General features: G+C 32.5%; 26 protein-coding genes. 24 read left to right on the forward strand and 2 right to left on the reverse strand.

Going from position 1 to position 21041, the window contains the following annotated elements:
• Positions 1-112: 112 nt before the first annotated feature.
• Positions 113-958 (reverse strand): DegV family protein, encoded by an 846-nt coding sequence (locus tag RYK07_RS06110; RefSeq protein ID WP_314852931.1) that lies wholly within the window; start codon positions 956-958, stop codon positions 113-115.
• A gap of 152 nt (positions 959-1110) precedes the next feature.
• Here RYK07_RS06110 and RYK07_RS06115 point away from each other — a divergent pair, with 152 nt between their 5' ends.
• From RYK07_RS06115 to rpsO, 4 genes are all read left to right on the forward strand, one after another.
• Positions 1111-1662 carry a DJ-1 family glyoxalase III gene (locus RYK07_RS06115; RefSeq protein WP_314852932.1) on the forward strand — a complete coding sequence of 184 codons (552 nt, stop codon included), beginning with the start codon at positions 1111-1113 and terminating at the stop codon, positions 1660-1662.
• 286 nt (positions 1663-1948) lie between these two features.
• On the forward strand, positions 1949-2377 hold the full coding sequence (locus tag RYK07_RS06120; RefSeq protein WP_314852933.1) for a Fur family transcriptional regulator: 429 nt from the start codon (positions 1949-1951) through the stop codon (positions 2375-2377).
• A gap of 25 nt (positions 2378-2402) precedes the next feature.
• Entirely contained in the window at positions 2403-3857 is a 1455-nt protein-coding gene (locus RYK07_RS06125) for a polysaccharide deacetylase family protein (protein WP_314852935.1), read from the forward strand.
• Between the two features lie 141 nt (positions 3858-3998).
• Positions 3999-4268: a 30S ribosomal protein S15 gene (gene rpsO / locus RYK07_RS06130; RefSeq protein WP_314113227.1), complete on the forward strand. Its 270-nt coding sequence runs from the start codon at positions 3999-4001 to the stop codon at positions 4266-4268.
• A 98-nt stretch (positions 4269-4366) separates the two neighbouring features.
• Here the strand turns inward: rpsO and RYK07_RS06135 are convergent, their stop codons facing one another.
• A complete protein-coding gene (locus tag RYK07_RS06135) occupies positions 4367-5086 on the reverse strand; it encodes a Type 1 glutamine amidotransferase-like domain-containing protein (RefSeq protein WP_314852937.1) in 720 nt (239 codons plus the stop codon).
• A gap of 118 nt (positions 5087-5204) precedes the next feature.
• Here RYK07_RS06135 and RYK07_RS06140 point away from each other — a divergent pair, with 118 nt between their 5' ends.
• The 20 genes from RYK07_RS06140 to RYK07_RS06235 all read left to right on the forward strand — a co-directional run bounded on the left by RYK07_RS06140 (position 5205) and on the right by RYK07_RS06235 (position 20743).
• Complete coding sequence (locus RYK07_RS06140) at positions 5205-5783, forward strand: GNAT family N-acetyltransferase (protein ID WP_314852939.1); 579 nt, start codon at positions 5205-5207, stop codon at positions 5781-5783.
• A gap of 86 nt (positions 5784-5869) precedes the next feature.
• The gene (locus RYK07_RS06145; protein ID WP_314852941.1) at positions 5870-6850 is read left to right on the forward strand and encodes a rhodanese-related sulfurtransferase; all 981 of its coding nucleotides are present in this window, start codon (positions 5870-5872) and stop codon (positions 6848-6850) included.
• Positions 6851-6975: 125 nt separating this feature from the next.
• The gene (locus RYK07_RS06150; RefSeq protein WP_314852943.1) at positions 6976-7452 is read left to right on the forward strand and encodes a VanZ family protein; all 477 of its coding nucleotides are present in this window, start codon (positions 6976-6978) and stop codon (positions 7450-7452) included.
• Between the two features lie 87 nt (positions 7453-7539).
• On the forward strand, positions 7540-8598 hold the full coding sequence (comGA, locus tag RYK07_RS06155) for a competence type IV pilus ATPase ComGA (RefSeq protein ID WP_314852944.1): 1059 nt from the start codon (positions 7540-7542) through the stop codon (positions 8596-8598).
• Positions 8552-9616, forward strand: a complete 1065-nt coding sequence (gene comGB / locus RYK07_RS06160; protein WP_314852946.1) for a competence type IV pilus assembly protein ComGB — start codon at positions 8552-8554, stop codon at positions 9614-9616. Before comGA ends, comGB begins: the two co-directional genes overlap by 47 nt.
• A 1-nt stretch (position 9617) precedes the next feature.
• Positions 9618-9923, forward strand: a complete 306-nt coding sequence (gene comGC, locus RYK07_RS06165; RefSeq protein WP_314852947.1) for a competence type IV pilus major pilin ComGC — start codon at positions 9618-9620, stop codon at positions 9921-9923.
• A gap of 21 nt (positions 9924-9944) precedes the next feature.
• The gene (gene comGD, locus RYK07_RS06170; protein ID WP_314852949.1) at positions 9945-10391 is read left to right on the forward strand and encodes a competence type IV pilus minor pilin ComGD; all 447 of its coding nucleotides are present in this window, start codon (positions 9945-9947) and stop codon (positions 10389-10391) included.
• Positions 10369-10782, forward strand: coding sequence for a hypothetical protein (locus RYK07_RS06175; RefSeq protein ID WP_314852950.1), 414 nt, complete (start codon positions 10369-10371; stop codon positions 10780-10782). The genes comGD and RYK07_RS06175 overlap by 23 nt, the downstream gene beginning before the upstream one ends.
• Positions 10736-11311 (forward strand): hypothetical protein, encoded by a 576-nt coding sequence (locus RYK07_RS06180; RefSeq protein ID WP_314852952.1) that lies wholly within the window; start codon positions 10736-10738, stop codon positions 11309-11311. The genes RYK07_RS06175 and RYK07_RS06180 overlap by 47 nt, the downstream gene beginning before the upstream one ends.
• Positions 11271-11660, forward strand: a complete 390-nt coding sequence (locus RYK07_RS06185) for a hypothetical protein (RefSeq protein ID WP_314852953.1) — start codon at positions 11271-11273, stop codon at positions 11658-11660. Before RYK07_RS06180 ends, RYK07_RS06185 begins: the two co-directional genes overlap by 41 nt.
• 65 nt (positions 11661-11725) lie before the next feature.
• On the forward strand, positions 11726-12607 hold the full coding sequence (locus RYK07_RS06190; protein WP_314852954.1) for a helix-turn-helix domain-containing protein: 882 nt from the start codon (positions 11726-11728) through the stop codon (positions 12605-12607).
• 10 nt (positions 12608-12617) lie between these two features.
• Entirely contained in the window at positions 12618-13205 is a 588-nt protein-coding gene (gene pgsA / locus RYK07_RS06195; RefSeq protein ID WP_314852955.1) for a CDP-diacylglycerol--glycerol-3-phosphate 3-phosphatidyltransferase, read from the forward strand.
• A 57-nt stretch (positions 13206-13262) separates the two neighbouring features.
• A complete protein-coding gene (locus RYK07_RS06200; RefSeq protein ID WP_314852956.1) occupies positions 13263-14504 on the forward strand; it encodes a competence/damage-inducible protein A in 1242 nt (413 codons plus the stop codon).
• Positions 14505-14587: 83 nt separating this feature from the next.
• Complete coding sequence (recA, locus tag RYK07_RS06205) at positions 14588-15643, forward strand: recombinase RecA (protein ID WP_006702380.1); 1056 nt, start codon at positions 14588-14590, stop codon at positions 15641-15643.
• Positions 15644-15864: 221 nt separating this feature from the next.
• Positions 15865-16554, forward strand: coding sequence for a response regulator transcription factor (locus tag RYK07_RS06210; RefSeq protein ID WP_399546481.1), 690 nt, complete (start codon positions 15865-15867; stop codon positions 16552-16554).
• 22 nt (positions 16555-16576) lie between these two features.
• Positions 16577-18037, forward strand: a complete 1461-nt coding sequence (locus RYK07_RS06215; protein ID WP_314852958.1) for an ATP-binding protein — start codon at positions 16577-16579, stop codon at positions 18035-18037.
• Positions 18037-18636 (forward strand): 5-formyltetrahydrofolate cyclo-ligase, encoded by a 600-nt coding sequence (locus tag RYK07_RS06220; RefSeq protein ID WP_314852959.1) that lies wholly within the window; start codon positions 18037-18039, stop codon positions 18634-18636. Before RYK07_RS06215 ends, RYK07_RS06220 begins: the two co-directional genes overlap by 1 nt.
• Positions 18608-19315 (forward strand): rhomboid family intramembrane serine protease, encoded by a 708-nt coding sequence (locus RYK07_RS06225; RefSeq protein ID WP_314257175.1) that lies wholly within the window; start codon positions 18608-18610, stop codon positions 19313-19315. Before RYK07_RS06220 ends, RYK07_RS06225 begins: the two co-directional genes overlap by 29 nt.
• A gap of 60 nt (positions 19316-19375) precedes the next feature.
• Positions 19376-20344 (forward strand): ROK family glucokinase, encoded by a 969-nt coding sequence (locus RYK07_RS06230; RefSeq protein WP_314450280.1) that lies wholly within the window; start codon positions 19376-19378, stop codon positions 20342-20344.
• 18 nt (positions 20345-20362) lie between these two features.
• A complete protein-coding gene (locus RYK07_RS06235; RefSeq protein ID WP_314450278.1) occupies positions 20363-20743 on the forward strand; it encodes a rhodanese-like domain-containing protein in 381 nt (126 codons plus the stop codon).
• The last annotated feature ends 298 nt before the right edge of the window (positions 20744-21041 follow it).

Here is a 21041-nt window from a genome sequence, read left to right on the forward strand (position 1 = left end):
AAATTCAACCAACTGAAGCTTTTGTTGAGGTTTTTTTTAAAAGTTAATTATTATAAAAAACACGACTCTTATCGTTCGATAGGAGTCGTTTATTTTTTTGGATAGAGTTTTATTAATGAGTTTCATATCCCATTAAAATACCGCCTTGTTCAGCATAGTAGCTACATAATCCACTAGTAGGATAAGCTTGAACATCAGCATTAGGGAATTCAGCATGAATTGCTGTTGTAATCATGGCGCAAATTTCAGGGTTGTCGCAATGACTAATGGCCACACGTCCACCTTGGTAATGATTTTTCTTCATTTCATCCCAAATGGCAGTAACAGCACGCTTTTGTCCACGTGATTTATGGAGTAACTCTAATGTTCCTTCTGTACTAGCTTGTCCAACCATACGAATATTTAATAATCCAACAACACGTCCAACCAATTTGCTAAGACGACCATTTTTTACTAAATTATCCACACTTGCTAGAGCAAATAATAGTTTTGTTTTTGAATGATAGTTACGTGCTTTTTCCACAACTACTTCAAAAGAAGGATCTTCTTTAATGAAGTTTGCAATGGCTTGTGTGATTAATACCATTTCTCCGCTGGCTGATAAGCTGTCGATAATTTCAATGTTTGCTTCAGGATGTTCTTCTAAGTACATTTTTTTCGCTAATTGTGCGCTATTATGGCTTCCAGATAAAGTACCAGTAATGGTTACAACAATAATGTTATCGGCACCTTCAAATGATTGTAAATAGCTCTCAGGGCTTGGACAAGATGAAGAAGTTTTTCCTTCATAGGCATACATTTTTACCATCATTTGATCAATTTCTAATGCTTCATTATCAATAAATTCTTCCTCACCTACATGAATTGTTAAAGGAACATTAATGTAAGTACAATGCTCAGGTAGAGATTCTAAGTGTTTGATATCACAACCAGAATCTGTAATAATTTTCCAAGTCATTTGTTTCCTCCTAGGGATTATATTTTCAATTAATGAGTTCAATATACTGAGAAAAAAGGGAATTGTCAATGGATAACTGAAACGCTACCACTGTTGAAAATAAGAATAAAAATCGGTAAAATAGAAAGGAAGAAGAACAAGGAGGAGTTCAAATGAAAAGAGCAGCCATTGTATTGACAACAGGATTTGAAGAAATTGAGGCAATAGCGCCAATGGATATTTTACGTCGTGCAGGAGTAGAAGTCGATATAGTTGGAGTAGATGCTAAAGTAGCGACTGGTTCACATAGTTTAACGATTTCAACAGATAAAGAATTAGTAGAGGTTATGAATGAGTTATATGATATTGTAATTTTACCAGGTGGAATGCCAGGTGCAAAATTATTGAAAAATCATCAAGCTGTACAAGAGTTTGTAAAACGTCATTATGATGCAGGTAAATTAGTCGCAGCTAATTGTGCTGCACCGATTGCGATTGAAAATTCAGGTGCATTAAAAAATCGTCATTACACTTGTTATCCTGGATTTGAAAAACAAATTAATGATGGTACTTATACAGGAGATTTTGTACATCAAGATGGACGAGTGATTACGGGATCAGGTCCTGCTGCAGCTTTTGAATTTTCTTATACAATTGTGGGGGCTTTAGGGATTGATGCAGCACCCCTAAGAGAAGCGATGGGGTATAATCGTTTGGTACAATAAAGTTTTCATAAGTAAGAATATCGTTTAAAAAATTGTCATTTATTGAAATGGACAGATGAATTTAAAATTTTAGATTCATGTCCATTTTTTATGTATCGATTTTTAATTATTTGGCTGAGCAATTTGCTTGTTTGATAAGTTATTAGTATAATGAAAGTTACTATAATAATTAAACGAGTAATAGAATTTAACGCTAGTATTAATGTTACAAATATGTTACAATGTTACAGAACGATGTTATTATAGAAGAATTTATCCGAATATTTAAAGTTAGAGAAGGGGTTCTATGCACGAAAAAGAACTGAAACAATTAAAAGAAAAGCTAAGAGAAGACGGCGTAAGAATGACAACTCAAAGAATAGCCATTTTAGATTATTTAGCTGAGTCGCATCATCCTACTGCTGAGGATATTTACACAGCTATTGTTGCGAAAGATCCCAATATTAGTATGGCAACCGTTTATAATAATTTGAATAAATTAACTGATGAGGGATATTTACTAGAATTAACATATGGGGATGATGCTAGTAGATATGATTTTAATATAGGGAAGCACTATCATGTAGTCTGTCAAGAATGTGGTTGTGTAGAGGATTTATTTTATCCTTTATTGGAAGATGTAGAATCAGTTGCTGAAGAATTAACGGGGTATAAAGTTCTAGGGCATCGTATGGAAGTTTTTGGAGTTTGTCCAAATTGTCAACAAAAATCATAAAATGTAAAGATTAGGAAGAGGAAATATGAAGAGAGACTGGAAAGGTATAAAACGATTAGAACTACCTCAAATAGTTGCAATTGCTATTTTGATTTTATTTTTAGTATTGATAGAGTGGTTCGTAGTCAGCAGCTTAGCAAAAAATCATTTGATTAGAAGAAATGAAGCTGTTATGAGAAAAGCTGAAGCAACTGATGCACAGCAGTATAATGAAGCTGTAGAAGTTCAATCTCAAACTATTGGGAATACAGTATTTACGGTGTCATATCCTACTGTTGACCAAAAAATCGTTGAACCTATTCAAAAGGAATTAGATGTTTTATTAGAAAAAGCACAAGAACAATATAAAGATGAATCAAAACGTACTTGGGTATATTTAAAGGTGTATCAATCACATGTTTTAAATGGAATCAAAGATGTTTATTATTATCAATCTGTTTACCAAGAAACTAAAAAAGGATTGGAACAGGTAGCTTATGATGAATTAGGGCATCAATTAGAAGGTAAAGAAAAATCTGGGACAGCTGTTATCAGTGAATTATTTATTAATGATTTAGAAGTTACGAATCATTTTGTTAAAAAAGCGATGAATGTAGCTAAGGAACAATCTTTATCTGAAGAACAGACTAACCAATTGTTACAAGAATTTGCTTACGAAAATTGGAAAAACTTGGATGCTTCCATTATTCAAAATGGATTTAGATTCAACTTAAAAGAACCTATTCAAACTAGTAACGGAGAAAACTTAACTCAAATTTCATTTGCGTTTCAAGAACTATTTCCAATTTTAAAAAGTGATCGTATCCCAGAATCACAAAAAGAGGCTTATGAAAATTGGAAAAATCAATTAGAGGAACGTTTAAATGAAAAACGTGTGGCAATTAGTTTTGATGATGGTCCAAGTAGTGAGTTGACTCCGAAAGTTTTAGATATTTTAAAACGATATGGAGTTCATGCAACATTCTATATTATGGGAAAACATGTTCCGGGTAATGAAGATATTATTAAACAAATTGTGGAACAAGGCCATCAAGTAGGAAATCACTCATACAGCCATCCATTATTAACAACATTAACTCCTGAAGGTGTTCATCAACAAGTAGCAGATACTCAAAAATTAATTGGAGATGCTACTGGAGGAATTCGTCCAACCACTTTAAGACCACCATATGGTGGATTTGACCGTATGGTTGCAGAGCAAGCAGGAATTGCGATTTTAAATTGGTCTGTGGATACATTAGATTGGAAGAGCCGTAATGTGAATAGTATTCTTCAAGAAGTAAGAGAAGGAACATATAATGGTTCGATTATTTTAATGCATGATATTCATCCAGAAACAGTTGAAGCTTTACCAAGATTATTAGATTTCTTACAACAGGAAGGATATGCGATTGGTTCAATTGATGAATTAATGGGTGGACAAGCAATGTTACCAAATCATGTATACTTCGATAGAAAATCACATAAAGAAGTTCAATAATAAACTTATCAAATTACTTGATTTTTTGATAGAGTTACGTTAATCTATTAGTGTGTTTTAACACAGACCTTGTACCGAGTTTTACGATTCACCAACGTTTTACTCAGTAGAAGGAATAATATAAGAAAGAGGTGTTTAGAAATGGCTATTTCTAAAGAACAAAAAAACGCAATCATCAAAGAGTACGCGATTAAAGAAGGAGATACTGGTTCACCAGAAGTACAAATTGCTGTACTTACTTACGAAATCAATCACTTAAACGAACATATTCGTGTACACAAAAAAGACTACCACTCAAACCGTGGTTTATTGAAAAAAGTTGGTCACCGTCGTAACTTATTAGCTTACTTACGTAACAAAGATATCCAACGTTACCGTGAGTTAATCAACCGTTTAGGTTTACGTCGTTAATCAAAAGATTCAACAAGTCTCACTCCATCGATTTTCGATGGAGTGTTTTTTTATGACAAAAAAGATGACCGAAGTCGTCTTAAAATGCTACAGTCAAATTAAAGGGAAATAATCTGATCATTTGTATTAATTTTTTTGAAAATTTTATCCCTTAATAGATATGCTTCTCCGTATAATTCTTCTATTCCATCATGCCCATAAATATAAGTTCCATCTGGGAAAATGTAAAATTCTTGATTCACGCTATCTTCTGTAGCGATTTCTTTAAGGACATGTTTTCCATCTAAATACTCGTGTTTTAAAAAATTAAAATGAGGAATCACTTGTTTCGTTGTTAATCCTAAACCTTTTAGAAATCTTTGATAGTCTGAATCGACACTTTCACCTTCTAATTCTGGATGAGCGTAAACCGTCTCTGCTGCATTCATCGTTCCAGCACTAATGCCAATAACGACGCCTTTAAAGATTTGAATTTTTTCAGCTAATTGAATTTCTTGGAAAAATTGATTTTGTGTAGGGACATGACCACCTGATAAAATAACTAAATCTACTTCGTTTAAATATTCTTGAACATCTACTGTTTGACGATGATCAAAAATAATAAAAGGATCAAAATGAAGTCCAACTTCTTCAAATCCTAATTTTGTATAAGAAGAAAAATCATCTGTTAATTCATATGCATCTGGGTCAGATGAAATATATAAGGTTTTAATCGTGGTTTTTCCAAGTGCATTTTTTAAGTTTTCGATAAAACCATTTGCAGTATTGACTTTATAAGATTCAGGAATACTTGCACTACTTGTTAAAAAATATTTCATAAAATTCATCCTTTCAAGTTCTATAAGCATAGCCTAAGAGAGAAAAAAATTTTTGTCAAGAATGAAGCTGTGGTATACTACGATAAAAATAGGAATGGTAAGATGAAGGGAATTTTGAATGACAATTAGAGTAGCAACAATAGAAGATGCAGCAGCATTAGTAGAAATTTATCGATATTATGTAGAAAAAACAGCGATTACTTTTGAATATGATGTTCCAAGTGTGGAAGAATTTGAAAGAAGAATCCAAACGACTCTTGAGAAGTATCCCTATTATGTAGTAGAAGAAGAGGGAGAAGTGTTAGGATATGCTTATTCAGGTCCTTTTGCGAGTCGAAAAGCTTTTTCTTGGTCTGCTGAAATTAGTATTTATTTAAAACAAGGACAACAGAAAAAAGGATATGGGAAAAAATTATACCAACTAATGGAAAGAAAATTACAAGAATTAGGCTATCAAAATGTTTATGCTTGTATTGCAACTCCTGAAGTGGAAGATGAATATTTAACGAATAATAGTGTGCAATATCATGAACATATGGGGTATCGCTTAGTAGGAGAATTTAAACGTTGCGGGTATAAATTTGATCGTTGGTATCATATTGTTTGGATGGAAAAATGGATTGGAAAACATAAAAGTCCAATTGAAGAGCCAAAAAAATTTCAGATTACAAATAAAGTTTGTGAAAATTCTATCTAACCATTGATGCCAAGCAGTTTCTTTGATATTGATTTGTGCAGATGATATAATAAGTACTCATTAAGAAATTACTTTGGAGGTAGTTTATGTCAAAAAAAATTCGAGTACTATTGTACTATAAATATGTACCAATCGAAAATGGAGCACAATTTGCTGCAGATCATTTGGAATTTTGTAAATCAATCGGACTAAAAGGACGTATTTTAGTTGCTGATGAAGGAATTAATGGAACTGTTTCAGGAGATTATGAAACAACTCAAAAATATATGGACTACGTTCATTCTTTACCAGGAATGGAAGATTTATGGTTCAAAATTGACGAAGAAGATGAACAAGCTTTCAAAAAAATGTTTGTTCGTTATAAGAAAGAAATCGTTCATTTAGGATTAGAAGACAATGATTTCGATAATGACATTAATCCTTTAGAAACAACTGGAGCTTATTTATCTCCTAAAGAATTCAAAGAAGCTTTATTAGATGAAAATACAGTTGTTTTAGATACACGTAATGATTATGAATATGATTTAGGTCATTTCCGTGGAGCAATTCGTCCAGATATTCGTAACTTCCGTGAATTGCCACAATGGGTTCGTGATAATAAAGAAAAATTCATGGACAAACGTGTCGTAGTATATTGTACAGGAGGCGTTCGTTGTGAGAAATTCTCAGGATGGATGGTTCGTGAAGGGTATAAAGATGTAGGTCAATTACACGGTGGTATTGCGACTTATGGTAAAGACCCAGAAGTACAAGGCGAATTATGGGATGGGAAAATGTACGTTTTCGATGAACGTATTGCAGTTGATATTAACCATGTAAATCCTGTTGTAATCGGAAAAGATTGGTTCGATGGCACTCCATGTGAGCGTTATGTAAACTGTGCAAACCCAGAATGTAACCGTCAAATTTTAACTTCAGAAGAAAATGAAGCAAAATATATTGGTGGATGTAGCCATGAATGCCGTGTTCACCCAAGAAACCGTTATGTAGCAGCTAAAGGATTAACTCCTGCTGAAGTAATGGAACGTTTAGCAGCGATTGGAGAAGAATTACCAGTTCAAGCCTAATCGTAAAGTAAAACTCTTATTGTAACTCTGATGTTATAGTAAGAGTTTTTGTTTTTCTAAAATCTCTTGACAATTTATATATGGTAGCCAATAATGAATTTATTCTAGTAAATAGGAGGGATTCTATGACAAGAACCACTAGAGGAACAGTATCGATTATTATTGCAATTATATTAATGGGGATTATATTTTATAGTTCTTCGATGCCTTATCATGATCAATCACTTGTTTCAAATATACAGACAATTTTACCATTTCAACCTTTTTCAGAGATGTTATCGAAAATTCATTTTACTTATGCTGGAAAAGTGATTAGTATTCCAAGTTTAGGATATGCTCAATTTCTTGAATTTTTTATTCGCAAGGGAGCTCATTTCTTAGTTTATTATTTTATCGGATATCATTGGTCTAAAGGACTAAAAATTCATTTGAAAAATCGTGGTTGGAGTTTAATGATTGCGATTTTTATTACTGTTTTATATGCCATTACAGATGAATTTCACCAAGGATTAACTCCTGGAAGAACTCCATTAGTTCAAGATGTGGTTTTAGATAGTTTAGGTGGAATTTTTGGAGCATTATTAGGATTTTTAAAAAAATAACAAAAAAAGTCGAGAAAAAAATATTTTCTCGACTTTTTTGCGTATATATAGAGTGACTAGTCAATTTTTAATAAAGGAGGGAGAAAAATGGAGGAGCTAACGAATGAAATTTTATTAGCAGCACTCCAATTCCGCATTGATGACATTCATTTACTGCCTTTTGGTGAGGAGTATCGTTTTTATTTACGAGATGGAGAGCAATTATCCTTACTAAAGACTATTGATTCGGATACCGCTAATCGGTGGATTACTTTTGTAAAGTATCGGTCTGGAATGGATGTAGGGGAAAAGCGTAGACCACAAAGTGGTGCAATGAAATATGAATTAACAAATGGAACAAGTATTGAATTACGGTTATCAGTGATTACAAACTTTAAAATGCAAACGTCCGTTGTGATTCGTTTATTACATTTGTCGATGGATGAGAAAAAATCTGGAGAAGTATCCACCTATTTTTCAAAAGATATTGAGCTTCTTCAAACAATGTTGCATTACAAGAGTGGGCTAATATTATTTTCAGGGCCTGTCAGCTCCGGAAAAACGACAACAATGTATCACCTGTTAAGAAATCGTGTTAGTGATACAAATTTACAAGTTATCACAATGGAAGAGCCAGTTGAAATGAGTGAACCTTTATTTTTACAAACAGAAATTAATGAAAAAGCAGGAATTACGTATGAATTACTAATCAAAAGTTCACTAAGACATCATCCTGATATGATGCTAATCGGAGAAATTCGTGATGAAATGACTGCAAAAATGGTTATTCGCGGGGCCTTAACAGGACATTTAATGTTAGCGACAGTTCATGCAAAAGATTGTAAAGGAGTTATTTCAAGATTAGAGGAGTTAGGCATTACAAAAGATTTATTAAGGCAAACATTAGTTGCAGTAGTGGCACAACGTTTAGTACCGAGATATTGTTCTCTTTGTCAGAGTCATTGTTGCTTTCATTGTAATCATATTCCTCTTTCAAAGAAAAAGGCTACTTTATTTGATATTGCATACGGAATTTCATTGCAGCATTTAATTCAAGAAGAAGAATTTTTGAATCCACTGTTACATCCTTTTAATAGAAAGTTGAGGAAAGCTTATGCGCTTGGATATATTTCAAAAGAAAGTTTCGAAGCCTACAAAATCTATTAAGAAATGGTCTAACAAAACACAGGCTTTGTTTTTAACCCAAGTAGGAGAATTATTAGAAGAGGGATTCACTTTACAGGAAACATTGGCATTTGCTAAATTACTCATTCCAAAACAAGAACATGTGATTAGTAAAATGATGGAACAATTATTGATGGGTGAGAGATTTGATGAAGCTTTACATCTTGTAGGCTATGCTGATTCGATTTGTTCGCAAATATACTTATCCATGTCGACAGGTTCTTTTGCACTATCTTGTCGAACGATTGGACAATATTTAGCTCAAAAGGATCAACAATTAAAAAAATTACGCCAAGTATTAATGTATCCATGTATTTTAATTGTGTTTTTAGTTTGTATGGTTGCTGCAATTCGTTATTTACTTTTAGGGCAGCTACAATCGATGGTTCAAGTAGAGAGTATTAAAGACCATATGATGCTTTATTTGATATGGAACGGTTTTGTTTATTTACCTTGGATTGTTTTAGGAGTCAGTCTGTTTATAGGGATTGTAGCAGGTATAGTATATGTATATTGGAAAAATAAAACAATTTTGAGACGTCTACGCTTATTAATTCATCTACCCATTGTAGGAAGCATAGTTCGTCAATATTACACATTTTTATATGCTAGAGAATTTGCCTATTTTTTAGGAAATGGACAGTCATTGCTGCAAATGATTGAACAGATGAAACAAGCAGGTACAAGTCCATTAACAAAGGCTATTGCTGAATTTATTGAAAGTGAAATGCAAAAAGGAATTTCATTTGCAGTTGCGATTGATCAATTGAAGTTATTTCAACAACCACTTATTTTACTAATTGTACAAGGAGAACTAACTCACCAATTAGACATTAAATTACGACAATTTTCCAAAAATTCATTTGAAGATTTTAAAGGAACACTGGAAAAGAAAATTATGCTTGTTCAGCCAGTTCTATTTGTTGGAATTGGGCTCATGATTATGTCAATGTACATTATTTTAATGTTACCAACGTTAACAATGATTGGAGGAAATTAAGATGAAAAAATTACTCAAAAAGAAAAAAGCTTTTACATTAATTGAATTACTCATTTGTCTATTTATTATTGGGCTGATGATGTTACTCATTATTCCAAATATTGCTAAACAAAGAGAAGAGGCACAAAAGAAATCGGATGCTGCAATTGTAAAAGTGATTGCAAACCAACAAGAATTGTACCAATTAGATAAGCATGAAGAAAAGAAACCGGATGCTCAAGCGTTAGAAAAAGCTGGTTATATTACTCAGGAACAATTAAAAGCGTATAATAAGGCAATCGAAAATGGTCAAACACCTCCTCAATAATTAAAGATTGGAGGAATGATGATGAAGTCTCATGCATTTACTCTCGTAGAGCTACTCGTTTCATTTAGTATTCTAATTATATTATTATGGCTAGTTCCTCCTGCTATAGTGGATTTTGGAGAAACGTATCAAGAAAGAGTGTTTATTAAGCAGTTTGAGAATGATTTGAAATTGGTACAGGCTAGTGCGCAAGCGACTGGGAAATCTTCAAGTTTAGTGATTAATGATAAGAAGCAAAACACGTATTCTTTAATATGTTTTGGAAATGAAGGTTTAAATGCTACCAGAGAAATACCTCCTAGTATATATATATCTGGTATGAATACAATTAGTTTTAAAAATGAAACGGGTAATTTAACGACTTATAATAAAGTACAAACTATTACATTTAAAGGTAAAAAATATAGTTATGAATATATTTTCAGGTTTGGAGGAGGTAGATATTATGTTAAAGTTTCAAAAAATTAAAGCATATGCCTTTGTAGAAGCTCTCCTAGCTTTAATGATTGCCACTTTAACAGTATTATTACTTTCATTTGTATTAGGTGATTCCGTAAAAAGAGAACAGCAGCATAAATGTGTTTTAAATGAATACTCGAATCAATTAATGAAGTTACATGAAAGTAGACTTCCAGTAAGCTATAAAAAAGATAAAACTAGCTCTACAACTTCTACATCAAAAATAGGTGATACAAATGCTTCAAATAAAAACACTCATAAAACTAAAGAAGTCATTCATTTGAAAAAAATCAATTCAAAAACTCCAGTAACTTCTGTGCGCATTTCTTGTGATCAGGAGGAGGTGGTTCAAATTGAAAGAATGGATTCAAGCAAAAAAGTCAGCGTTTCTACTAATTGAACAATTAATGGCATTAGCGATTTTTGCAGTTAGTATTCTACTAATTAGTGGAGTTTATCAAGTATTATTAAAAGTGCAAAATAAATTGGAAGTTCCTAATTATATAGAGTGGCATTTAATGGCGACACAAGTAGATACTCATCTACAAGGATTCATAAAAACTAAAAATTATTATGATGTAGAGTTTTTTGGTGATGGTCTTACAAATAAGGGAAGCTTTAGATTTAGAGCTGAACCAGAGACGGGTGATAAGAAAGCTAGACTATGGATTGAAAAAAATGGTGGAACACATTATGTATTAATAGGATATGAAAAGATGCTTCTTCATAGTGAAAAAGATGGAGTACGTCTGAAAGGAATCTTACGAAATAACGAAAAATTTGAAACATATTTTATTCCAGGGAATCGTGTTATTTCAGTTGAAAAAGAAGTCATTCAAAAAGAGGAATCCACTTCGAGTAAAGAAGTTCATAAAAAGGAGGACTCTCATGATAAAAAATTTAATAAAGCATCAAAAGATAAAAGCTAGTTTAGTAGTTCCTTTCTTAGCTTTACTATTTATTACAAGTTTAGTTACGGTTGCTTTCTATCAAATTAGAGTCGCAAATGCGAATCAGTATCGTTTACTCCGTGATACGTATCGACTGAAAATAATGTTAGAATTAACAACTCAAAATTTAGAGAGTCATTTAGAAGTAAAAGATAATGAAATGATTTTTCCAACGAGAATAGACTTTTCGACTGGAAATGTAGAAATTAAATGGGATGAAAAAAGTAAAGTTTTTGAATTAAGTGCTCATTTAAAAAATGGTTCTACTCGTTCTGAAAAAGTTTATCTTGTATTTAATGAGAAGAAAGTTAACGAAAAAACACAGTGAATGAGTTTGTTTCATATGCAATCTATGGTATACTTTTCATGATAATATGAAAAGTTGGTGGTTAAATGGAACAAACAATTGGAGAAATCTTAAAACGTGCTCGTCAGTTAAAAGGATATACTTTAGATGACTTGCAACAAATCACAAAAATTCAAAAAAAATATTTAATTGCAATCGAAGAAAATGATTTCGATTTAATGCCTGGAGACTTTTATACTCGTGCATTTATTAAACAAGTAGCAGAAACAGTTGGAGTAGATGGTGTTCGTTTGTTAGAAGAATTCGAATTAGAAACTCCAAAAAATCCTGGAGGAATTCCAGAGGAAGAATCTGTATTGGCAGATAAAAAATTTATCTCAAGTCGTTTATCCAATAATAGAGAGGCACAAACTTCTGTCACAAAAGCTTGGGGACAATTTAAAAATTATTTACCTACAATTTTATTAGGAATGTTAGCTGTTGCGATTGTATTTGCGATTGCACAATCATTATTGAATAAACGTTCAACACCGAAGCCAGCAGCAGTTGCAACTACTGTAACGGCTCAAAATACTACAACTGCTGAGAAAGCAGAAGAGACAACAGTTGCAGAAACAACACAATCAACAACTACTACAAAAGAATCAAAAGAAACATCGATTCGTTATTTATATGCAAATGGGAATTCATTATATTACACAGCAAAATTAGCTGAATTTCCTGCTAACTTAGTAGTAACAAACCGTGCAAGAACACAATTATGGGCAAGAATTACTGCAAATCAAAGAGTAGTAGCTGATGGAGCTCCTACAACAGGACAACAATTAGTAGGATCAATTCCTGAAGGAACAAATTCCATTGTTTTAAACTTTGGATATACACCTGTTGGTACCATTACTTTAGCAGGACAAGAAATTCAAATTCCTGATGGAGTAAGTGCTACAGCCATTTACATTACAGTGGAATAGAGGAAATAGGATGAATATTGCCAATCGATTAACTATTGCTCGAATTGTAATGATTCCATTGTTCTTGCTAATTATGTGTTTTCCAAAAGATGCTTTAGGAATGGTGAGTGTTCTTCATTCAAATTTAAGTGTTAGTTGGTTATTAGCAATGATTATTTTTACGATTGCAAGTATTACCGATTTTTTAGATGGCTATTTAGCTAGAAAATATCACTTAATTACAAATTTTGGTAAATTTGCCGATCCTTTAGCAGATAAATTATTAGTGATGACGGCTTTTATTACATTAGTAGGGGCCGGTGTCATTCCAATGTGGATTGTAGCAGTGATTGTATGTAGAGAATTAGCTGTAACAGGGCTTCGTTTATTATTAGTGAATGATGGTGAAGTACTTGCGGCAGCATGGCCTGGAAAAGTTAAAACAGCAACACAAATGTTAGCGATTATCTTTTTATTGATTGATGATTTTCCAGTAAAAGGATTGGCGTTTTCAATTGGTACGATTTTGCTATATGTGTGTTTAGTTGCAACAGTATATTCAGGAGTAGATTACTTTATAAAAAATAAACATGTTTTTGCAGATTCATTTTCTGTTTAATGGTGGAGGCTGGGATTTACCCAGCCTTTTGTTTTTTATAAATGAGGAGTAGAAAGTATGAAAGCAGAAATTATTACAGTCGGTACAGAATTATTAATGGGACAAGTGATTAATACAAATAGTGCAACTATTGCTAGAGAATTAGCAAAGTTGTCTATTCCAACTTATTACCAACAAACTGTTGGAGATAATCCAGAAAGAATGTTTGAAAGTATTCAACTAGCTAGTAGTCGTAGTGATTTAATTATTTTAAGTGGTGGATTAGGTCCTACAACAGATGATATTACAAAACAAGTTTTAGCGAAATTTGTTCAAAGAGAATTAGTAGAAGATGAAGAAGCAATGGATAAAATTATTCGTTTCCATAAGCAATCTCATCGTCCAATGAGCCCTAATAACCGACTTCAAGCATTGGCTTTTGAAGGGGAAACAGTTTTTAAAAATCATAATGGGTTAGCGATTGGTGGAGCAGTAGAAACAGATAAAAATACTTTCATTGTTTTACCAGGTCCTCCAAGTGAATTAAAAATGATGCTTGAAAAAGAGGCGATTCCATATTTAAAAGAAAAAGTGTCAAATGAAGGAACTTTTGTATCTAGATATTTACGTTTCTTCGGAATCGGAGAATCTAGATTAGTCACTGATTTAGAACAATTAATTGAAGAACAAACGAATCCAACAATTGCTCCATACGCAGGAATGTATGAAGTCGTTCTTCGATTAACCGCAAATGGGGATACAAAAGTAGAGTGTGAACAGCTATTAGATGAATTAGAAGCAAAAATATTGTCCGTTGAACGTGAATATTTTTATGGATATGGAGAATATGAAACACTATTATCCATTACAAGTGAATTATTAAAAAATAGTGGATTAAGTATCGCTTCTGCAGAAAGTTTAACAGGAGGACTCTTTGCTTCAACATTAATTTCTGTTGAAGGAAGTTCACAGTATGTATTAGGTTCTTGTGTTGCTTATCAAGAATCTATCAAGAAAAATCAATTACAAGTTTCTCAAGAAATATTAGAAAAATATGGAATGGTCAGTGCTGAGTGTGCCGAAGCTATGGCAGAAAATGTACGCAAAATATTTGGTAGTGATCTTGGAATTTCCTTTACAGGAATAGCGGGTCCATCACCAATGGAAGAAAAAGAAGTAGGAACTGTATTTGTTTCATTAGCAGATGGATTAGAAACGAAAACAATAGAATTACATTTAGCAAGAAATCGTAATGGAAACCGTGAATTTGCGGTACAATACGGACTTAATGAGCTAAGAAAATATTTATTAAAAAAATAACAGAACAAATGTTCGTTTTTCTTGCTTTCAGTATGAAGTATAGTGTATGATAAGGATGAATTAAGAGGACATGGAGGTTTAACATGGCAGATCAAGAAAATCGTCAACGTGCATTAGATGATGCGTTGAAAAAAATTGAAAAAAGTTATGGTAAAGGTGCAGTAATGAAATTAGGAGAAAAAGCTGATTCGCAAGTTCAGACTGTTTCTTCGGGTTCATTAGCATTAGATATTGCATTAGGAGCAGGTGGATACCCTAAAGGAAGAATTATTGAAATTTTCGGTCCTGAATCAAGTGGTAAAACAACAGTTGCTTTACATGCGGTAGCGGAAGTACAAAAACGTGGTGGAGTAGCAGCATTTATTGATGCGGAGCATGCTTTAGATCCAGAATATGCAAGAGCATTAGGCGTTAATATTGAAGAATTATTATTATCTCAACCAGATACTGGTGAACAAGGATTAGGAATTGCAGATGCATTAGTGGCTTCAGGTGCAGTTGATATCGTAATTGTCGACTCAGTAGCTGCATTAGTGCCACGTGCAGAAATTGAAGGAGATATGGGACAATCTCATGTGGGGCTTCAAGCTCGTTTAATGTCTCAAGCACTTCGTAAATTATCAGGAACAATTAACCGTACGAAAACAATTGCAATCTTTATTAACCAATTACGTGAAAAAGTTGGGATTATGTTCGGTAATCCAGAAACAACACCTGGTGGTCGTGCATTAAAATTCTATGCAAGTATTCGTTTAGATGTTCGTCGTAGTGATCAAATTAAAAATGGAGCAGAAATTTTAGGAAATCACACTAAAATTAAAGTAGTGAAAAATAAAGTTGCGCCACCATTTAAAACAGCTGAAGTGGATATTATGTATGGAGAAGGAATTTCTCAAATTGGAGAAATTTTAGATATGGCTTCTGATTTAGATTTAGTGAAGAAGAGCGGTGCTTGGTATGCCTATAATGATGAAAAGATTGGACAAGGCCGTGAAAATGCGAAGAAATACTTAACAGAACATCCTGAAATTGTTGATGTTTTAACACAAAAAATTCGCGCTCACTATAATATTGGTGGAGAAGTTATTTCTCAAGAAGTTGAAGATTTAGGTCAAACAAATTTATTAGATGAAGAATAGTTATAGAAGGGAGAATGAAGTTGAATAGTTCATTCTCCTTTTTTTATGAAAAATTTATATGATTCAATACCTTAAACTAATTATATTATTTACTTCGGTTAAAAAATTAAGAAATTCGTTAAGATGGTGTTTTTTTATTGGAAGGGCTATAATGAAACTGAAGAATATGTTATGATAACAATGAATGTTATAAAATATTAGGGTGAGGTGTATCCATGTCAATGAATCAAAGAATCTTAATTATTGAAGACGAAAAAAATTTAGCACGATTTGTAGAATTAGAATTACAACATGAAGGATATGAAACAAAAATTTGTTTTGATGGACGAAGTGGTTTACAAGCAGCAACAGATGAAGATTGGGATGTTATTTTATTAGATTTAATGTTACCAGAATTAAATGGATTAGAAGTAGTCCGCCGATTAAGTCAAGTTAAGAAAACACCAATTATTATTATGACAGCTAGAGATTCTGTAATGGATCGAGTAACAGGATTAGATCAAGGAGCAGATGACTATGTTGTCAAACCGTTTGAAATCGAGGAAATCTTAGCGAGAATTCGTGCGTTATTTAGACGATTAAGTATCGAGGAAGAAGCACGTGTTCAAAAACAAACGATTTTAGAATATCGAGATTTAGTCATTGAAAAAGAAAATCGTACAGTGCGTCGTAATGGGGAATTAATTGATTTAACGAAGAGAGAATATGAATTACTATTAATGTTGATGGAAAATATTAATGTTGTTCTTTCTCGAGAAGTTTTATTAAACCAAGTATGGGGATATAAGATGGAAGTTGAAACAAATGTTATTGATGTATATATTCGTTATTTAAGAAATAAAATTGATATTCCAGGACGTGAAAGTTATATTCAAACGGTTCGTGGAACAGGTTATGTAATGCGTCGTTAATCAAGTCTAAATGGAGGATATCATGAAAGTAAAACATGAAGAAACTTCCGTTGGGAAAAAATGGTGGTTGATTATTTCGACCACTATTTTTTTACTATTAACAATGGTGACTGTTGGATTTTTGGGATTCGAACTCCAATATTATCAAAATCAAAAAATAGCTCTAACGGAAAAATATAGAGAACAATTAAGCGAAAAATTATCTGAATACGAAGCTCCACTTACTTCAGCTAATATTGTTGCTACATTAAATCAAAATAATAGTTATCAAAAAGATAAAGATAGTGTTTATCAAAAGAAATTTTATATTAATGATCAGCAGTTCAATGTACAAGTTTATGGAACAAATCGAAAAGAGATTTTTAGAACACAATCTTGGAATGATGGAGAAGTTATTGGAAATGAAGCTAAGACTCAGGTTAAAAAGTTAAAAAATGGACAAACGATTTTTCAAACTTCTATGCCTATCATTTCTAATAAATCAAGAGTTTTAATAGGGTATTTATCGATTACAAACCGATTAGATAATTTAAAACAATTAAAAGATGAGTTGAATCAATTAGCTTTATCGATTCTTTTTGTGTCAGCAATTATTGCGATTATTTTAGGATATTTACTATCGAATCAAATGACAAAACCGATTAAAAAAATTCAAGAAATCATTTCATCCATTAGTGAAGAAAATATCTCAACGAAACGAATTAAAGTTTCAGAAAAGAACGATGAATTTGCAATTGTTTCAGAACATTTTAATGAATTATTAGATAAGATTAGTTTTTATATTGAACAACAAAAACATTTCGTAGAAGATGTTTCTCATGAATTAAGAACACCTGTAGCGATTGTAGAAGGACATTTAAAACTCTTAAACCGATGGGGAAAAGATGATCCGGAAGTTTTAGAAGAATCTCTACAAGCTTCACTAGTAGAGTTGCAAAGAATGAAAACATTAGTACAAGAAATGCTTGATTTATCTCGTGCACCTCAAGTGAGGGAACAATATAAAGATGCTACAACGAATGTTACTGAAGTTGCCAAGCAAGTGGTGCATAATTTCAGAGTCTTATATCCTGAATTTACATTTACATTTGATGATGATTTAAAGCGCGATTTATGGATTCCTATTTATTTAAATCATTTAGAACAAGTAGTCATTATTTTAATGGATAATGCTGTGAAATATTCTCTTGATCGAAAAGAAATTATTTTAAGTTTATCAAAAGGGGAAGAGCATGTAGAAATTGCTGTTCAAGATTTTGGAATGGGAATGACGGAGGAAGACCGAAAAAAAGTTTTCTCAAGATTTTATCGTGTAGATAAAGCTCGTTCAAGAGAAAGAGGCGGTAATGGTTTAGGATTATCCATTGCTAAGGAATTGATAGAAAGTTATGATGGAGAAATTTCTGTCACGACTTTATTAAATCATGGTTCCATTTTTAAAATTACTTTACCTTTGACGAAGAAAGATAAAGGTAAAAAATAATGGAAATTGTAAAAATGGATAAAGTAGATGCTAGAAAAAAGGCAAAAGAAAATTTATTGAAATTATCTACTGAAAAAAGAAATCCTCAAGAGGAATTGATATTAGACTATTTAAAAAATCTTCCTGAATGGAAAGAAGCAAAAATCATTGCATTAACGAAATCAATGCCTATCGAGTTTTCATTGGAAAAAGTTGTAAAGTTAGCTCGAAAAATGAATAAAAAAATTGTAGTTCCAGTAACTTTACCGCATCGACAAATGAAATTTGCATTTTGGGATGAAAAGACACAGTTTCAAAAAAATTCCTTTGGAGTAGAAGAGCCGATTCAACCAATTTGGGTTGATGAAGAGCAAATTGATTTAGTCATTGTTCCAGGATTGGCTTATTCTAAAAAAGGAGAACGATTAGGATTTGGTGGAGGTTATTATGATCGTTTCATAGAACAACAGAACTTTTCTACCATTAGTTTAGCTTATCAGGAACAAGTTTATGAAGAAGCTGTTTGGAATGTGGAAGTATTTGATCAAACGGTTCAAATTCTTATTACAAAAGAAGGAGTGATTCATTCAAATGAATTATTGGAAAAAAGAGAGATATAAAAGAACGATTTTACAAAATTTAACGTTTTCTAATTTATTTTTACTCATACAAATTATTATGTTTATCATAATGACATTAAAGGGTGGTTCAACGAATCCAGGAATTTTAGTTTATTATGGTGCAAGAGCTAATGCATTTATTATTTTACTTCATGAATATTGGCGTTTTATCACACCGATATTTTTACATATTGGTCTTGAGCATTTTGCGATGAATAGTTTATTTCTTTATTTCTTTGGAAATCAATTAGAAAGTATCGTTGGTCATGGAAGATTTTTAGTCATTTACTTATTAAGTGGTATTATGGGAAATCTTGCCAGTTTTGCTTTTAATGCTCAGCATATATCAGCGGGGGCAAGTACTTCATTGTTTGGTTTATTTGGATTGATGCTCTATTTATCAACAAGACATCGTTACATTTATGCCTTTAGAGAATTAGGAATGCAATATATGGCATTATTAGTGATGAATTTAATAACAAGCTTATTTTCAAGTACTATAGATCTTTGGGGTCATATTGGTGGATTAGTAGGAGGTTATGTCATATCTTCAGTTATTTCATTTAGAGGAGACCGAGTGACTAAAATGTATGAAAGACTACTATTTGCGATTATTTACATTTTGATTGCTATTGTATTGTTTAAAATCGGAATTGAAATAGGAAAAGAAATGCTATGAAAACTGTATACTAACTGATATACTATAAATAAAATGAATACGTTTTATGAGGTGAAGAATATGAATAAAAAAATTATCGGGATTGATTTAGGAGGAACCTCAATTAAATTTGCTATTTTAACACAAAATGGTGAAATTCAAGAAAAATGGTCTATTCCAACAAATATTTTAGATGAAGGAAGCCATATTGTTCCAGATATTATTCAATCAATTAAACATAAACTAACGCTGTTAGGCTTAACAAAAGATGACTTTTTAGGAATTGGGATGGGATCTCCTGGTGTTGTGAATCGCCAAGAAGGAACTGTTATTGGTGCGTATAATTTAAACTGGAAAACATTACAACCAATTAAACAACAAATTGAATCAGAATTAGGTTTATCATTTTATATTGATAATGATGCGAATGTGGCTGCCCTAGGTGAAAAATGGGTTGGCGCAGGAAATAATGAACCAGATGTTGTTTTTGTAACACTAGGAACTGGTGTTGGTGGTGGAGTAATTGCCGGTAACCAATTAATTCATGGGTTTAGTGGTGCTGGTGGCGAACTAGGTCATATTGCAGTTGATTTTGAAGATCCAATCTCTTGTACATGCGGCAAGAAAGGTTGTTTAGAAACTGTAGCAAGTGCAACAGGTATTGTTAACTTAACTCGTCGTTATGCAGAACAATATGCTGGAGATTCTGAATTGAAAGCAAGAATTGATGACGGGCAACAAGTCACTGCTAAAGATGTTTTTGATTTGGCAAAAGAAGAGGATAAATTAGCGTTAATCGTGATTCGTCATTTCTCAGAATATTTAGGTGTAGCATGTTCTCATATTGCGAATATTTTAAATCCTTCAAGAATTGTCATTGGTGGTGGCGTGAGTGCTGCTGGTGAATTTTTATTAAAAGGTGTTCGTGAAGAATTTGAGAAAAATGTTTTCCCACCAATTAAAGAATCAACTGTTTTAGCTTTAGCTGAATTAGGTAATGATGCTGGGGTTATTGGAGCCGCTTCATTAGTATTAATTGGAAAATCTTAATCAGAGAGGTAGTATTGTATGTTATTTTGGATTGTTTGGAGTATTTTAGCAGTATATGTTGCGTATATTGCAGTATTATTTTGGATGCGTCGTAGTGCAGCTGAAACTTTAGATGTAACGGAATTTAGTAAAGACTTACGTCATGGTCAATTAATTGATTTGCGAGAAAAGGATGAGTTTAGAGCTGGTCATATTTTAGGTGCTAGAAATATTCCTTATTCTCAATTTAAAGATCGTATGTTTGAATTAAGAAAGGATCAACCGATTTATTTATATGAGCAAGGGATGACAATTTCTGGAAGAGCAGCGTATCGTTTGAAACGTAAAGGTTATTCTAATATTTTCATTTTGAAAAATGGATATGACGCTTGGAATGGGAAGGTCAAAAAAGGATACTAGTATTAAATTAAGACTTTGTCTGTTGTAGCATAGGACGCCAGTAGCCAGCGAAGCTGTCTCTTGGCTAAAATTTGAGCCTAAGGTCTCAAATTTTCCTTGTACTAGAAGCTAGAGTAGCTTCTAGTACTCGTGCTACGACGAAAAGTCTTTTTAATTTGACGTGATTTAACGAGAGTTCGTTAGCAAGGAGACTTTGTCTGTTGTAGCAAGGGACGGCAGCAGCTTCGCGAAGCGAATCTCATGCCTAAAAATCGAGCCTAAGGTCTCGATTTTCCCCGAGTAAGAGTAGCCAACGTGG

Origin of the sequence: uncultured Granulicatella sp., assembly GCF_963528315.1 — a bacterium.
GTDB lineage: Bacteria > Bacillota > Bacilli > Lactobacillales > Aerococcaceae > Granulicatella.

Bases quoted from the DNA above. Each gene is read 5' to 3' on its own strand.
- RYK07_RS06150 (WP_314852943.1), top strand. From the start codon at position 6,976: ATGACAAGAACCACTAGAGGAACAGTATCGATTATTATTGCAATTATA.
- RYK07_RS06230 (WP_314450280.1), top strand. From the start codon at position 19,376: ATGAATAAAAAAATTATCGGGATTGATTTAGGAGGAACCTCAATTAAA.
- RYK07_RS06200 (WP_314852956.1), top strand. From the start codon at position 13,263: ATGAAAGCAGAAATTATTACAGTCGGTACAGAATTATTAATGGGACAA.
- RYK07_RS06190 (WP_314852954.1), top strand. From the start codon at position 11,726: ATGGAACAAACAATTGGAGAAATCTTAAAACGTGCTCGTCAGTTAAAA.
- RYK07_RS06110 (WP_314852931.1), bottom strand. From the start codon at position 958: ATGACTTGGAAAATTATTACAGATTCTGGTTGTGATATCAAACACTTA.
- comGA (WP_314852944.1), top strand. From the start codon at position 7,540: ATGGAGGAGCTAACGAATGAAATTTTATTAGCAGCACTCCAATTCCGC.
- RYK07_RS06140 (WP_314852939.1), top strand. From the start codon at position 5,205: ATGACAATTAGAGTAGCAACAATAGAAGATGCAGCAGCATTAGTAGAA.
- RYK07_RS06145 (WP_314852941.1), top strand. From the start codon at position 5,870: ATGTCAAAAAAAATTCGAGTACTATTGTACTATAAATATGTACCAATC.
- recA (WP_006702380.1), top strand. From the start codon at position 14,588: ATGGCAGATCAAGAAAATCGTCAACGTGCATTAGATGATGCGTTGAAA.
- RYK07_RS06135 (WP_314852937.1), bottom strand. From the start codon at position 5,086: ATGAAATATTTTTTAACAAGTAGTGCAAGTATTCCTGAATCTTATAAA.
- RYK07_RS06210 (WP_399546481.1), top strand. From the start codon at position 15,865: ATGAATCAAAGAATCTTAATTATTGAAGACGAAAAAAATTTAGCACGA.
- RYK07_RS06115 (WP_314852932.1), top strand. From the start codon at position 1,111: ATGAAAAGAGCAGCCATTGTATTGACAACAGGATTTGAAGAAATTGAG.
- RYK07_RS06125 (WP_314852935.1), top strand. From the start codon at position 2,403: ATGAAGAGAGACTGGAAAGGTATAAAACGATTAGAACTACCTCAAATA.
- comGC (WP_314852947.1), top strand. From the start codon at position 9,618: ATGAAAAAATTACTCAAAAAGAAAAAAGCTTTTACATTAATTGAATTA.
- RYK07_RS06235 (WP_314450278.1), top strand. From the start codon at position 20,363: ATGTTATTTTGGATTGTTTGGAGTATTTTAGCAGTATATGTTGCGTAT.
- pgsA (WP_314852955.1), top strand. From the start codon at position 12,618: ATGAATATTGCCAATCGATTAACTATTGCTCGAATTGTAATGATTCCA.
- RYK07_RS06175 (WP_314852950.1), top strand. From the start codon at position 10,369: ATGTTAAAGTTTCAAAAAATTAAAGCATATGCCTTTGTAGAAGCTCTC.
- RYK07_RS06215 (WP_314852958.1), top strand. From the start codon at position 16,577: ATGAAAGTAAAACATGAAGAAACTTCCGTTGGGAAAAAATGGTGGTTG.
- RYK07_RS06220 (WP_314852959.1), top strand. From the start codon at position 18,037: ATGGAAATTGTAAAAATGGATAAAGTAGATGCTAGAAAAAAGGCAAAA.
- comGD (WP_314852949.1), top strand. From the start codon at position 9,945: ATGAAGTCTCATGCATTTACTCTCGTAGAGCTACTCGTTTCATTTAGT.
- rpsO (WP_314113227.1), top strand. From the start codon at position 3,999: ATGGCTATTTCTAAAGAACAAAAAAACGCAATCATCAAAGAGTACGCG.
- RYK07_RS06185 (WP_314852953.1), top strand. From the start codon at position 11,271: ATGATAAAAAATTTAATAAAGCATCAAAAGATAAAAGCTAGTTTAGTA.
- RYK07_RS06225 (WP_314257175.1), top strand. From the start codon at position 18,608: ATGAATTATTGGAAAAAAGAGAGATATAAAAGAACGATTTTACAAAAT.
- RYK07_RS06120 (WP_314852933.1), top strand. From the start codon at position 1,949: ATGCACGAAAAAGAACTGAAACAATTAAAAGAAAAGCTAAGAGAAGAC.